The organism is Plantibacter sp. CFBP 8775 (assembly GCF_014839505.1).
In the GTDB taxonomy this organism is placed as follows: domain Bacteria; phylum Actinomycetota; class Actinomycetes; order Actinomycetales; family Microbacteriaceae; genus Plantibacter; species Plantibacter auratus.
The window spans coordinates 211,792-225,108 of record NZ_JACYNV010000001.1; the positions used below are offsets into that span (position 1 = coordinate 211,792).

Sequence of the window (13,317 nt, forward strand, 5' to 3'; positions counted from 1 at the left end):
AGGATCCTCCATGCACATCGGTCTCGTCGGTCTCGGCAAGATGGGCAACAACATGCGCACGCGCCTGCGTGCGAACGGCATCGAGGTCACCGGTTTCGACCGGAACCCCGATGTCACCGACGTCGCGACGATCAGCGACCTCGTCGCTGCGCTCCCGGCACCTCGCACGGTCTGGGTCATGGTCCCCGCCGGGGCCATCACCGACTCCGTCGTCGAGGAGCTGAACGGCCTGCTCGAGGCCGGCGACCTGGTCATCGACGGCGGCAACAGCCGCTTCACGGACGACTTCAAGCACGCTGAACTGCTGTCGGCGAAGGGCATCGACTACATCGACGCCGGCGTCTCCGGCGGTGTCTGGGGTGTCGACAACGGCTACGGCCTCATGGTCGGCGGTTCCAAGGAGCAGGTGGAGCGGGTCATGCCCGTCTTCGACGCGCTGCGTCCTGAAGGCCCGCGCGATGAGGGCTTCGTCCACGTCGGAGAGGTCGGCGCCGGCCACTACGCGAAGATGGTGCACAACGGCATCGAGTACGCGCTCATGCAGGCGTACGCCGAGGGCTTCGAGCTCCTGGACAAGCGCGAAGACATCATCAAGGACGTCCCGGGCACCTTCAAGGCCTGGCAGCGCGGGACCGTCGTGCGGTCCTGGCTGCTCGAGCTGCTCGTCCGCGCCCTCGAGGAGGACCCTGATTTCGAGCAGATCGAGGGCTACGTCGAGGACTCGGGCGAGGGCCGCTGGACGATCGAGGAGGCCATCGCGAACGCGGTGCCCGTCCCGACCATCTCGGCATCGATCTTCGCCCGCTTCGTGTCGCGCCAGGAGGACTCGCCGGCCATGAAGGCGGTCGCGGCACTCCGCAACCAGTTCGGCGGTCACGCGGTCAAGAAGGCCGACGACTGACGACACGACGTCTCCTGACGAACGAAATCGACCCTCCCGGAGCATTCCGCTTCGCTGGAGGGTCGATTTCGTTCACCCTGCGTCGTCGTGACGGGCGCGCTCAGACGTCCGACGGCGCCCCGACCCGTTCGGCGTCAGGGCGAGGCGGTAGGGTGACGTGGTGATCGTGCGGCACTTGAATCTCACCGACTACCGCAACTACGCGGTGGTCGACGTGGCGCTCGAACCCGGACCCAATCTGTTCGTGGGTCGCAACGGCCAGGGCAAGACCAACCTCGTCGAGGCGATCGGATACCTCAGCAGCCTCGGGTCCCATCGGGTCTCCTCCGAGCAGGCGCTCATCCGACACGGTGCCGACGCGGCGATCATCAGGGCGCGCATCGTGCACGACGGTCGTGAGCTGCTCGCCGAGGTGCAGCTCAACCGGGGTTCGGCCAACCGCGCCCAGGTGAACCGGTCCCAGATCAAGCCGCGCGAACTGCCGCGATACGTGTCCACCGTGCTGTTCGCCCCGGAGGACCTCCTGATCGTCCGCGGCGACCCGTCGGCGCGCCGGCGGTTCATCGACCAGCTCCTCGTGCAGCGGATCCCCCGGCTGGCCGGCGTGATGGCCGACTACGACCGCTCCCTGAAGCAGCGGAACTCGCTCCTCAAATCGGCGAGGGCGCGTGGGCTGAAATCCGGGCCCCTGGCGACGCTCGACCTCTGGGACGACCGACTCGTGCAGTACGGCACGGAGATCATCGCCGAACGTCTGCAGCTCCTGGCCATGCTCGGTGGACCACTGCGCGGAGCGTACGAGGCCGTGGCCGGCGACGATCACCGACCGGTCCTCCTGCCCGTGCTCAGTATCGCCGGCACCGATGCCGAGGACGAGTCGGCAGCCGCCGATCCCACGGAGGGCGTGGAGCCGGGCGCCCCCGTCGATCTGGCGCGCATCGCGGAACGGTTCCGTGCGGCGCTCGCGCAGCGCCGGCCGGCCGAGCTCGAGCGGGGCCTGACGCTCGTCGGACCGCACCGCGACGACGTGTTCTTCGGTCTCAACGGGCTGCCGGTCAAGGGGTACGCGAGCCACGGTGAATCGTGGTCGTTCGCGCTCGCCGCCAAACTCGCCTCGGCCGAGCTCCTCCGGGCCGACTCGTCCCTCGGCGATCCGGTGCTCATCCTCGACGACGTCTTCGCCGAGCTCGATTCGCGTCGCCGGGAACGCCTCGCGGCCGCGGTCGCGGAGTACGACCAGGTCATCATCACCGCGGCCGTGTTCGACGACGTCCCCGAACGGTTCACCGCGCACGTCGTGCGCATCGAGGCCGGACGGATCGTGGACGGTCCGGACGAGGCGGCCTCCTTCGTGAGCCCCACGGAGTCGACGCATGACTGAGCCGCGGCGACTCGGACGGGACGCCGACCCGGCGGGGGAACTCTCCGCCACGGTGTACCTCCGGTTCAAGGAGATCTTCGGCGGCGAACGGGTCTCCCGTGATCGCAAGCGCCGCGAACGCTCGGCCGAGGGGCCGCAGGACTCGGTGCCGTACGGTGTCGGTCGCGACCCGAAGGGCCTCGGGACGGTCATCGATTCACTGACCGCCGGACTCGGGTGGAACTCGCCGCTCGCCCAGCACGAGGTCCTCGGGAACTGGGCGGAGTTGTGCGGCGAGGACACCGCCAGATACTCCGAACCGGTGTCGATCGCGGACGGCGTCCTGATCGTCCAATGCCAGTCCACGGCCTGGGCGACGCAACTCCGGCACATGCGCCATGAGATCCTCGTCCGCATCGCCGAACGCTATCCCGACGCCGGTGTCGACACGATCCGTTTCCAGGGCCCCGGAGCACCCTCCTGGAAAAGAGGCCCCAGGTCGATCCCAGGGCGTGGTCCACGCGATACTTACGGCTAGGGAGGCAAATACGGCCTCCGGGCATGGAAAAGTGCCTCAAACGGGCGTTTTCTCGCGGCTTCACGGGGTCTGTTTGGTAGGATGGAACGGTCGAATCTCGACGGTTTGGAGCCCTCTTTTCCTATGACATCAGAACCCAACACGCACGCCCAAGACTCTGATTACGGCGCAAGTGCCATCCAGGTTCTCGAAGGTCTCGAAGCCGTCCGGAAGCGGCCCGGTATGTACATCGGGTCCACCGGTCCACGTGGTCTGCACCACCTGGTCTACGAGATCGTCGACAACTCCGTGGACGAGGCCCTCGCCGGCTACTGCGACACGATCCTCGTGACCATCCTGGAGGACGGCGGCGTCCGCGTCATCGACAACGGTCGAGGCATCCCGGTCGACATCCACCCGGTGGAGAAGAAGTCGACCGTCGAGGTCGTCCTGACCATCCTGCACGCCGGCGGCAAGTTCGGCGGCGGCGGGTACGCGGTCTCCGGTGGGCTCCACGGCGTCGGTTCGTCCGTCGTCAACGCACTGTCCACGCGCCTCTCCGTCGAGGTCCGTCGTCAGGGTTCGGTCTGGCGCCAGAGCTTCCAGCACGGTGTCCCCGACGCCCCGCTCCACGAGGACGAGCCGTCCTCCGAGACGGGCACCACGATCACCTTCTGGCCGTCCGCCGAGACGTTCGAGACGACGGAGTTCGACTACGAGACGCTCCGGACCCGCTTCCAGCAGATGGCCTTCCTCAACAAGGGCCTCCGCATCGAGCTCGCCGACGAGCGTCCGTTGCGCGACGCCATCGAGGCCGACGACGTCGACGACAACTCGGCGGCACACTCGCAGCGCAAGGACGTCTTCTTCTACGAGCGCGGTCTCGAGGACTACGTCGAGTACCTGAACAAGGCCAAGCGTGCCGAGCTCGTCCACGACGAGATCATCTCCTTCGAGTCGGAGAACACCGAGCGCAAGATCGCGCTCGAGGTCGCGATGCAGTGGACGACGGCGTACAACGAGAGCGTCCACACCTACGCGAACACGATCAACACGCACGAGGGTGGCACCCACGAAGAAGGGTTCCGCGCGGCGCTCACCACGCTCGTGAACCGCTACGCACGTGAGAAGGGCATCCTCAAGGAGAAGGACGACAACCTCTCCGGCGACGACGTCCGCGAGGGCCTCACCGCCGTCATCTCCGTGAAGCTCTCCGAGCCGCAGTTCGAGGGCCAGACGAAGACCAAGCTCGGCAACACCGAGGCGAAGGCGTTCGTGCAGAAGGTCGTCAGCGAGCAGCTCAACGACTGGTTCGACCGCAACCCGAACCAGGCCAAGGAGATCATCCGGAAGGCGCTGCAGGCCGCGACCGCTCGTCTCGCCGCCCGCAAGGCCCGCGAGACGGCCCGTCGCAAGGGCCTCCTCGAGGGTGGCGGCATGCCCGGCAAGCTCAAGGACTGCCAGTCGAAGGACCCGTCGCTGTCCGAGATCTTCATCGTCGAGGGTGACTCCGCAGGCGGCTCCGCCGTGCAGGGGCGCAACCCGGAGACCCAGGCGATCCTCCCGCTCCGTGGCAAGATCCTCAACGTCGAGAAGGCACGCCTCGACCGCGCGCTCGCGAACAACGAGGTCCAGGCCATGATCACGGCCTTCGGTGCCGGCATCGGTGAGGACTTCAACCCCGACAAGGTGCGGTACCACAAGATCGTGCTCATGGCCGATGCCGATGTCGACGGCCAGCACATCACGACGCTGCTGCTGACCCTCCTGTTCCGCTACATGCGCCCGCTCGTCGACCTCGGATACGTGTACCTCGCGCAGCCGCCGCTCTACCGCCTGAAGTGGTCGAACGCCGACCACCAGTACGTGTACAGCGACCGCGAACGCGACGCCCTCCTCACCGACGGTGTCGCCTCGGGCAAGCGCATCCCGAAGGAGAACGGGATCCAGCGCTACAAGGGTCTCGGCGAGATGAACTACAAGGAGTTGTGGGAGACCACGATGGACCCGCAGACGCGGACGCTCCTCCAGGTCACCCTCGACGACGCCGCGGCTGCCGATGAGATCTTCTCCACGCTCATGGGCGAGGACGTGGAGTCCCGCCGGACCTTCATCCAGAAGAACGCGAAAGACGTCCGCTTCCTCGACATCTAGCCGGCCCGGTCACTGAGCTTGTCGAAGTGCGACAGCCTCGAGGACCGTCCGGCCCCGACATAGCCCCTCGACAAGCTCGGGGAGCGAAGATCGTTCAGCTCCGCAATCGAAAGAGTCAGTAGACACATGGCAGACGAAACCAACGACGAGATCACGGTCCCGGACGAGGACCACGGCGTGCACGGACGGATCGACCAGGTCGACCTGCAGCTCGAGATGCAGCGCAGCTACCTCGACTACGCGATGAGCGTCATCGTCGGCCGCGCCCTGCCCGACGTCCGCGACGGTCTGAAGCCCGTCCACCGCCGCGTGATCTACGCGATGTACGACGGCGGCTACCGCCCCGACCGCTCGTTCTCCAAGTGCGCGCGCGTCGTCGGCGACGTCATGGGTCAGTTCCACCCGCACGGCGACACGGCCATCTACGACGCGCTCGTCCGCCTCGTCCAGCCGTGGAGCCTTCGGTACCCGTTGGCGCTCGGCCAGGGCAACTTCGGCTCACCGGGCAACGACGGCGCGGCCGCCCCTCGGTACACCGAGACGAAGATGGCCCCACTCGCCATGGAGATGGTGCGCGACATCGACGAGGAGACCGTCGACTTCCAGCCCAACTACGACGGCGAGTCCCAGGAGCCGGTCGTCCTGCCGGCGCGCTTCCCGAACCTCCTCGTCAACGGTTCCGTCGGCATCGCGGTCGGCATGGCCACGAACATCCCGCCGCACAACCTCCGCGAGGTCGCCGACGGTGCCCTGTGGCACCTGGCGAACCCCGAGGCCAGCCGGGAAGAGCTCCTCGAGGCGCTCATGCAGCGCATCAAGGGGCCGGACTTCCCGACCGGCGCGCAGATCCTCGGTATCAAGGGCATCCAGGACGCCTACCGCACGGGTCGCGGTTCCATCACCATGCGGGCCGTCGTGAACGTCGAGGAGATCCAGGGCCGGACCTGCCTCGTCGTCACCGAGCTCCCGTACCAGGTGAACCCCGACAACCTCGCGCTGAAGATCGCCGACCTCGTCAAGGAGGGCCGTCTCGGCGGCGTCGCCGACATCCGCGACGAGACCTCCGGTCGCACCGGCCAGCGGCTCGTCATCGTGCTGAAGCGCGATGCGGTCGCGAAGGTCGTCCTCAACAACCTCTACAAGCACACGCAGCTGCAGGACAACTTCGGCGCGAACATGCTCGCGATCGTCGACGGCATCCCGCGCACGCTGCCGCTCGACGGGTTCATCACCAACTGGGTGACGCACCAGGTCGAGGTCATCGTCCGCCGCACCGTGTTCCGACTCCGCAAGAAGGAGGAGCGCGCACACATCCTCCGCGGCTACCTGAAGGCGCTCGACGCCCTGGACGAGGTCATCGCGCTCATCCGCCGTTCGCCGTCCGCCGACGAGGCGCGCACGGGCCTCATGGACCTCCTCGAGATCGACGAGCTCCAGGCCAGCGCGATCCTCGACATGCAGCTGCGTCGTCTCGCCGCCCTCGAGCGTCAGAAGATCATCGACGAGGCCGCCGAGATCGAAGCGCAGATCGCCGACCTCAAGGACATCCTCGCGAAGCCGGTCCGCCAGCGTGAGATCGTCAGCGAGGAACTGACCGCGATCGTCGACAAGTACGGCGACGACCGCCGCACCGAGATCATGTTCGGCTTCGACGGCGACATGAACATGGAAGACCTGATCCCCGAAGAGGAGATGGTCATCACCGTCACCCGCGGCGGGTACATCAAGCGCACGCGGAGCGACAACTACCGTCAGCAGCACCGCGGTGGCAAGGGTGTCAAGGGTGCCCAGCTGCGCGCGGACGACGTGGTCGACCACTTCTTCGTGACGACGACGCACCACTGGCTCCTCTTCTTCACCACGAAGGGCCGCGTGTACCGCGCGAAGGCCTACGAGTTGCAGGAGGCCGGCCGCGACGCCAAGGGCCAGCACGTCGCCAACCTGCTCGCCATGCAGCCGGATGAGGAGATCGCCGAGATCCTCGACATCCGCGACTACGAGGCCGCGACGTACCTGGTCCTCGCGACACACGACGGCCTCGTCAAGAAGACGGCGCTCTCGGAGTACGACACGAACCGCTCGGGCGGCATCATCGCGATCAACCTGCGCGAGGGCGACGAGCTCACCTCCGCACTGCTCGTGGAGAACGACAGCGACGTCCTGCTGGTGTCCCGCAAGGGTATGTCGATCCGCTTCACGGCGAGCGACGAGACCCTGCGGCCGATGGGACGAGCGACGAGCGGCGTGATCGGCATGCACTTCCGCGACGACGACAAGCTGCTCTCGGCGTCGGTGCTGCCGTCAGTCGAGGGTGAGGAACGCGAGGCGTTCGTCTTCGTCGTGACCGAGGGCGGCTACGCGAAGCGCACCAACATCGACCAGTACCGCGGCCAGAACCGCGGCGGTCTGGGCATCAAGGTGGCCAAGCTGAACGACGATCGAGGCACGCTCGCGGGCGCGTTGATCGTCGACGAGAGCGACGAGGTCCTTGTGGTTCTTGCCAGTGGCAAGGTGGTAAGGTCTGCCGTGGCCGAAGTTCCAGCGAAGGGGCGCGACACGATGGGCGTCGTCTTCGCACGTTTCGCGGAGAGCGACCGAATCATCGCGCTGGCCAAGAACAGTGACCGAAACCTTGAGACCCAGGATGTTCCGGAGACGGTTGCAGACGCAGCCGCCACGGAGGGTGCAGAACCCGAGGCATCCGTGCCGGACGAGACTCCGGCGATGAAGGAAGAAGTAGATGAGCAGTAGCGTCGCAGAGAAGTTGGCCAAGAAGTCGACCAAACGCACCAGCACCAAGCAGGTGCGCCTGAAGCTGGTGTACATCGACTTCTGGTCGGCGGTGAAGCTGTCGTTCCTGGCGGCGATCGCGGTCGCCGTGGTCATCGTGGTGTTCTTCTTCCTCGTCTACACGGTGCTCAACACCACCGGTGTCTTCACGAAGGTCGGTGGCCTGTTCACCGACATCGCCGGCCCGGGGAACAACATCCTCCAGTACGTCAACCTGCCGCAGGTCATGGCCTTCGCCGGCATCGTGGCGCTGCTCAACCTCATCGTCATCACGCTGATGGGAGCCCTTCTCGCGGGGCTCTACAACCTCAGCGTGAAGATCACGGGTGGCCTCCTCGTCGGGTTCACCAACAACTGACGCTCCTTCGGGTCGGCGCCGCCCCGTGCGGCGCCGCTCGATTATGAGTTGCGGCGGGAATCGGGTAGTCTCAACAAGGTTCAAAACGGGGCTATAGCTCAGGCGGTTAGAGCGCTTCGCTGATAACGAAGAGGTCCCAGGTTCAAGTCCTGGTAGCCCCACCCTGCACGACCAGTAATACACCGATTGGATCGGATCCCCGGATCTGCTCCATCCGGGGCCTTAGCTCAGTTGGTAGAGCGCCTGCTTTGCAAGCAGGATGTCGGGAGTTCGATTCTCCCAGGCTCCACAGTCCAGAAACGCCCTCGGCAGACGCCGGGGGCGTTCTCCGTTGTCGCGGGGACCGGCGGTTAGGCTGGCGGCATGGATATCCGCGTCGCTGCATATGCCGTCATCGTCGACGAACGGGGCATGCTCCTCTCCCACTGGAACGAGAGCGGACACAGCGGATGGACGCTCCCGGGCGGCGGGATCGACCCCGGTGAGGACCCGGCCGACGCTGCGGTCCGCGAGGTGTTCGAGGAGACCGGCTACCACGCCGAGCTCGACGACCTGATCGGCGTCGACTCGCAGGTCGTGCCGGCGGAGCGTCGCCTCAGCACGACGGCCACCGGGCCGCTCCACACGCTGCGCATCGTCTACCGGGCGCACCTCACCGGCGGCACGCTGACCTACGAGGCCGACGGCAGCACCGACTACGCCGCGTGGTACCCGCTCGAGGAGGTCGGCTCACTCGACCGCGTCAGCCTCGTCGACGTCGGACGACGCTTCGCCGGCCTCATCTGAGCACAGCCGTCACAACACGAAGCCCCTCCCCGGTCGGAACCGGCGAGGGGCTGCGTCGTGCGAAGCGAGATCAGGAAGCGGCAGGCTCCTCGTCGGAGACCCACAGCTCGTCGTCTGCGCGGAACGTCTGCCAGACGGCGTAGGCGACACCGGCAGCGGCGAGGACGCCGAGGCCGATCGCGATGACGGTACCGGCGCTCGCGCCCTTCTTGGCGGGCAGCACCTGCTCGGGGACGTGGAGGCGACGGAGGGCCGCCTGCACGCGGGTGTCCTTGGCGATGTCGCCGATGCTCAGCACCGTACCGACGACGCCACCGACAGCGGGGACGACGCCATCCGAGATGCCCTTGCGCACGCCGTCGACGGCGTTGCGGGAGACCTTGATCCCCCGGTCGACCGTCGGGACGACGCGGTGCTCGTAGGTGTCGCGCACGACGGGGACCACCTGCTCCTTCGAGAAGTTCCCGAGCTGACGGCTCACCTCACGAGCGACTTCGTTGGCGTGGTTCAGGACATCCTGCTGGGAGTCCCAGAGGTCGGCAGCGGAACCCTTGAGCTTCTTGAGCTCTTTCCGGCGCTTGCGTGACAGGCTCATGTGGTCATCTCCAATGATCGCGGCAACAACGTAACCTCCATCTTGCCACTTAGACCCCTGGATACCATCCGAGAGTCCCGAACCCTTGTGCAAGAATTGGGAGTATGTCAAAGCACACCGCAGTCGCCACGTTGCACACCAACCACGGTGAGATCAAGGTCAACCTCTTCGGGGACCACGCTCCCAAGACGGTCAAGAACTTCACCGACCTGGCGACCGGCGGGCGCGAGTGGACGGACTCGAAGACGGGCCAGACCCGGAACGACGCGCTGTACAGCGACCTCATCTTCCACCGCATCATCCCGGCGTTCATGATCCAGGGCGGCGACCCGCTCGGAACCGGCACCGGTGGCCCGGGCTACAACTTCGACGACGAGATCCACCCGGAGCTCAACTTCGACGAGCCCTACATCCTCGCCATGGCGAACGCCGGCAAGCGCCGCAACGCCATCACGGGCGCCGTCGAGGGCACGAACGGTTCGCAGTTCTTCATCACCACCGTTCCCACGCAGTGGCTCCAGGGCAAGCACACCATCTTCGGTGAGGTCGCCGACGCTGAGTCCCGCGCGGTCGTCGACGCCATCCAGGCCGTCCCGACCGGTGCCGGCGACAAGCCGATCGAGCCCGTCGTCCTCGAGAGCGTCACCATCTCCGAGGCCTAGGCCCCGCTCGGAGGACAGACCGTGACCCTGCCCCGGGATCCGTCGGCCAACTTCTGCTATCGCCACCCCGACCGACAGAGCTTCGTGCTCTGCCAGCGTTGCGGTCGGACGATCTGTGGAGAATGCCAGACGCCCGGGGCAGTCGGTTTCATCTGTCCGGAGGACATGAAGGCGCAACGACAGAGCGCCCCTCGCAACCGCCTCGGCGCGAGGATCAGCAACTCCTCCCCCATCGTCACGTACGCGATCATCGCCGTGACGGCGTTCGTGTTCCTGTTGCAGTGGATCCCCGGGCTCGGCGTCACGAACGCGCTCCTCTACGCCGGCGTGTACTCCGATCCGTCGTACGGCGCCTTCCAGCCCTGGCGGATGCTGACCGCCGTGTTCGTGCACTCGCAGGGGTTCATCTTCCACATCCTGCTGAACATGTACACGCTCTGGATCTTCGGCCGGATCCTCGAGACGATGCTCGGGCACTGGCGGTTCCTCGCCCTCTACCTGGTCGCCGGGTTCGCCGGTTCGGTCGGTGTCCTGTTCCTCGCCGACCCGAGGACGGCCGTCGTCGGCGCCTCGGGCGCGATCTTCGGTCTCCTCGGGGCGTTCCTCGTCATCCAGCGACGCATGGGTGCCGACACCCGCGGGCTGCTGGTGCTCCTGGGTATCAACCTCGTCATCGGTTTCATCCCCGGCGTGAACATCGCCTGGCAGGCCCACCTGGGCGGGCTCGTCGGAGGCGCCCTCGTCGGCCTCATCCTCGTCAACACCCGCAAGCGCACGCAGCAGCCGCTCCAGGCGGTCCTGATCGGCGCCTTGAGCGTCGTCCTCGTGGGTGCCAGCCTGCTGCCCGCCCTCCTCTGAGCGGGACCGCACTTCGACAGGCTCAGTGACCGGGTTTGGCTCAGTGACCGGGTTTGGCTCGGTGACCCGGTGTGGCTCGGTGACCGGGCTCGAATCCGTGACCGGGTACTGCCCGGTGACCCGCGTCGACCAGTGGTGCGCCCGGCGGCGCGCCACAACCGTGCAGCAGACGTTGAAGGTTTCTCGAGTTATCCACAGAGTTATGAACACTGGGGATAATTACACCGGTGTGGTTCCCCGTGTTTCCGGGACTCCCTGCGGTTCTCCACACCGGCATGTGGATAACTCGGAAGTTCTCCACATTCCTGTGGAGAACTCGATACGCCGGATCCCGAGTACAACGAAACAGCGGGCCGTCCGAGAGGACGACCCGCTGTGCACGACGTGAAGTGAGAGAGGCTAGCGCCACCTGGTGGTCATGAGGAAGCCGATGAAAGCGATGCCGAAGCCGACGAGGATGTTCCACGGGCCGAGCGACTGGATCGGGAGCAGCGTGCCGCTCAGGTAGTAGACGACGATCCAGGCGAGGCCGAGGAGCATGAAGCCGAACATGACCGGCTTGAACCAGACCGCGTTCGGTGCGGGTTCGCCGCTCGTCTGCTCGGGTTCGCGGGACGGTTTGCTTCGTGACTTCGTGCGTGCCATGCCGACATTCTACCTGTTCACCCCAATCGGTGCCTTGGGGATCAGCCGATCCCGGGTTCTTCTCGGTAGAATCCATGCGTGACCGACGACCTACCTTCGCGAGCGAGCGCACGCGCCGCTGAGCGCAGAGCGCCGTCGAAGCACCGGATCAGCGTCTTCGGGGTGGCCGGGGAGCTGCTCATCACCGCGGGCATGGTGGTCCTGCTGTTCCTCGCCTGGCAGCTCTGGTGGAACGACATGATCATGGCCGGCAGCCAGGCGAACGCCGCGTCGAACCAGTCGCAGGAGTGGATCAAGAACGCCGAGAGCGCTCCGGCGCCCGAACCGACCGTCGATGCGACCGGCGCGCCGAACTACGGTGAGCCGCCCGTGACCGCCCGGCCCGCGCCGGGCGACCCGTTCGCGGTGCTCTACGTGCCGCGGTACGGTGCCGACTACCGCCGCGTGGTCGCCGAGGGTGTCGACACCGCGACCGTCCTCAACAGCTTCGACCTCGGCGTCGGTCACTACCCGAGCACCCAGATGCCCGGAGAGGTCGGCAACTTCGTCGTCGCCGGTCACCGCAAGGCTTACGGCGGCGCGATGACCCTGATCAGTGACCTGCAGATCGGCGACAAGGTCTACGTCCAGACGGCCGACGGCTATTACACCTACGTGTTCCGGAACATCACCTACGTGTTGCCCACCCAGGTGGACGTCCTCAATCCCGTCCCACAGGTGGACGGCGTCGCACCCACGCAGCGCATCCTCACCCTGACCACCTGCAACCCGCTCTATTCGACAGCGGAACGCAGTATCGCTTACGCGGTGTACGAGTCCTGGCAGCCGCTGTCCGCCGGGCCGCCCGCCGAGATCGCCGCGTCCGTCGCGGCCGCTGGAGGCTGACGATGTACGGCGCACTCTGGAGGGTCCTGCCCGGACCCGTCTGGCTGAGGATCATCATCCTCGTCGTCCTGTTCGTGGCGGTCGTGGCCGCCCTCTTCACGTGGGTGTTCCCCTACGTGGACTCGTTCATCGTCGATCAGAATGTGACCGTCGGCGACGAATGACCCGAGTCCTGGTCATCGACAACTACGACAGCTTCGTCTACACGCTGAACGGGTACGTCGAACAACTGGGTGCAGAGACCCTCGTCGTGCAGAACGACGGCATCGCGCTCGACGACCTCGAGCAGCGGATCCTCGAGTTCGACGGCGTGCTCGTCTCGCCCGGACCCGGCCGGCCCGGTGACGCCGGGATCTCGCTGGCCACCGTGCGCGCCGCGTACCGCACCGGGACACCGCTCCTCGGGGTGTGCCTCGGCCACCAGGCGATCGCCGAGGCGTTCGGAGCGACCGTGCACACCGCCGACGAGCTGATGCACGGGCAGAGTTCGCTCGTGGAACACGACGGTAGTGCCCTCTACCGCGGGATCCCGCAGCAGTTCAACGCCACCCGGTACCACTCGCTGGCCGTCGTCGACGGCAGCGTTCCCGAGGAGCTCGTCGTGACGAGCCGGACGACCGGCGGCGTCATCATGGGCCTCCGCCATCGTGACGCCCCGATCCACGGCGTGCAGTTCCATCCGGAGTCGGTGCTCTCCGAGGGCGGCTACCAGCTCCTGGCGAACTGGCTCGAGACGGCCGGGCTCACCGGTGCGCATGAGCGGGCACGAGGGCTCAGTCCGCTCATGACCCGGTAGGCCCTTCGAC

At 66.5% G+C, this 13,317-nt stretch carries 14 protein-coding genes and 2 tRNA genes; 14 read left to right on the forward strand and 2 right to left on the reverse strand.

Features of this window, described 5'->3' with window-relative positions:
- Positions 1-10: 10 nt before the first annotated feature.
- The 9 genes from gnd to IFR14_RS01035 all read left to right on the forward strand — a co-directional run bounded on the left by gnd (position 11) and on the right by IFR14_RS01035 (position 8,866).
- The gene (gene gnd, locus IFR14_RS00995) at positions 11-901 is read left to right on the forward strand and encodes a phosphogluconate dehydrogenase (NAD(+)-dependent, decarboxylating) (RefSeq protein WP_056010210.1); all 891 of its coding nucleotides are present in this window, start codon (positions 11-13) and stop codon (positions 899-901) included.
- A 160-nt stretch (positions 902-1,061) separates the two neighbouring features.
- On the forward strand, positions 1,062-2,282 hold the full coding sequence (gene recF, locus IFR14_RS01000) for a DNA replication/repair protein RecF (RefSeq protein WP_191939951.1): 1,221 nt from the start codon (positions 1,062-1,064) through the stop codon (positions 2,280-2,282).
- Positions 2,275-2,799, forward strand: coding sequence for a DUF721 domain-containing protein (locus IFR14_RS01005; protein WP_137242931.1), 525 nt, complete (start codon positions 2,275-2,277; stop codon positions 2,797-2,799). The genes recF and IFR14_RS01005 overlap by 8 nt, the downstream gene beginning before the upstream one ends.
- Before the next feature lie 123 nt (positions 2,800-2,922).
- Entirely contained in the window at positions 2,923-4,932 is a 2,010-nt protein-coding gene (gene gyrB / locus IFR14_RS01010; RefSeq protein ID WP_064294034.1) for a DNA topoisomerase (ATP-hydrolyzing) subunit B, read from the forward strand.
- Positions 4,933-5,058: 126 nt separating this feature from the next.
- The gene (gyrA, locus tag IFR14_RS01015; RefSeq protein ID WP_079704324.1) at positions 5,059-7,683 is read left to right on the forward strand and encodes a DNA gyrase subunit A; all 2,625 of its coding nucleotides are present in this window, start codon (positions 5,059-5,061) and stop codon (positions 7,681-7,683) included.
- Positions 7,673-8,080 carry a DUF3566 domain-containing protein gene (locus tag IFR14_RS01020; RefSeq protein WP_056010202.1) on the forward strand — a complete coding sequence of 136 codons (408 nt, stop codon included), beginning with the start codon at positions 7,673-7,675 and terminating at the stop codon, positions 8,078-8,080. The genes gyrA and IFR14_RS01020 overlap by 11 nt, the downstream gene beginning before the upstream one ends.
- 87 nt (positions 8,081-8,167) lie before the next feature.
- Positions 8,168-8,241: transfer RNA gene (locus tag IFR14_RS01025), tRNA-Ile, on the forward strand.
- Positions 8,242-8,296: 55 nt separating this feature from the next.
- Positions 8,297-8,369 (forward strand) — tRNA-Ala (locus IFR14_RS01030).
- A 74-nt stretch (positions 8,370-8,443) separates the two neighbouring features.
- The gene (locus IFR14_RS01035) at positions 8,444-8,866 is read left to right on the forward strand and encodes an NUDIX hydrolase (RefSeq protein ID WP_079704326.1); all 423 of its coding nucleotides are present in this window, start codon (positions 8,444-8,446) and stop codon (positions 8,864-8,866) included.
- Positions 8,867-8,936: 70 nt separating this feature from the next.
- Here the strand turns inward: IFR14_RS01035 and IFR14_RS01040 are convergent, their stop codons facing one another.
- Entirely contained in the window at positions 8,937-9,461 is a 525-nt protein-coding gene (locus IFR14_RS01040) for a hypothetical protein (RefSeq protein ID WP_079704327.1), read from the reverse strand.
- A 104-nt stretch (positions 9,462-9,565) separates the two neighbouring features.
- On the opposite strand from IFR14_RS01040, the gene IFR14_RS01045 reads away from it, so the two are divergent.
- Together IFR14_RS01045 and IFR14_RS01050 are read left to right on the forward strand one after the other, a co-directional pair.
- On the forward strand, positions 9,566-10,123 hold the full coding sequence (locus IFR14_RS01045) for a peptidylprolyl isomerase (protein ID WP_064294028.1): 558 nt from the start codon (positions 9,566-9,568) through the stop codon (positions 10,121-10,123).
- A gap of 165 nt (positions 10,124-10,288) precedes the next feature.
- On the forward strand, positions 10,289-10,981 hold the full coding sequence (locus IFR14_RS01050) for a rhomboid family intramembrane serine protease (RefSeq protein WP_228501411.1): 693 nt from the start codon (positions 10,289-10,291) through the stop codon (positions 10,979-10,981).
- A 399-nt stretch (positions 10,982-11,380) separates the two neighbouring features.
- Here the strand turns inward: IFR14_RS01050 and IFR14_RS01055 are convergent, their stop codons facing one another.
- On the reverse strand, positions 11,381-11,626 hold the full coding sequence (locus IFR14_RS01055) for a cell division protein CrgA (RefSeq protein WP_064294026.1): 246 nt from the start codon (positions 11,624-11,626) through the stop codon (positions 11,381-11,383).
- Between the two features lie 78 nt (positions 11,627-11,704).
- On the opposite strand from IFR14_RS01055, the gene IFR14_RS01060 reads away from it, so the two are divergent.
- Genes IFR14_RS01060 through IFR14_RS01070 form a run of 3 tightly spaced genes read left to right on the forward strand, consistent with a single transcriptional unit; the run spans position 11,705 to position 13,307 of the window.
- Positions 11,705-12,511, forward strand: coding sequence for a class E sortase (locus tag IFR14_RS01060; protein WP_191939953.1), 807 nt, complete (start codon positions 11,705-11,707; stop codon positions 12,509-12,511).
- 2 nt (positions 12,512-12,513) lie between these two features.
- Positions 12,514-12,675, forward strand: coding sequence for a hypothetical protein (locus tag IFR14_RS01065; protein WP_162852296.1), 162 nt, complete (start codon positions 12,514-12,516; stop codon positions 12,673-12,675).
- Positions 12,672-13,307 (forward strand): anthranilate synthase component II, encoded by a 636-nt coding sequence (locus IFR14_RS01070; protein ID WP_137242928.1) that lies wholly within the window; start codon positions 12,672-12,674, stop codon positions 13,305-13,307. Before IFR14_RS01065 ends, IFR14_RS01070 begins: the two co-directional genes overlap by 4 nt.
- The last annotated feature ends 10 nt before the right edge of the window (positions 13,308-13,317 follow it).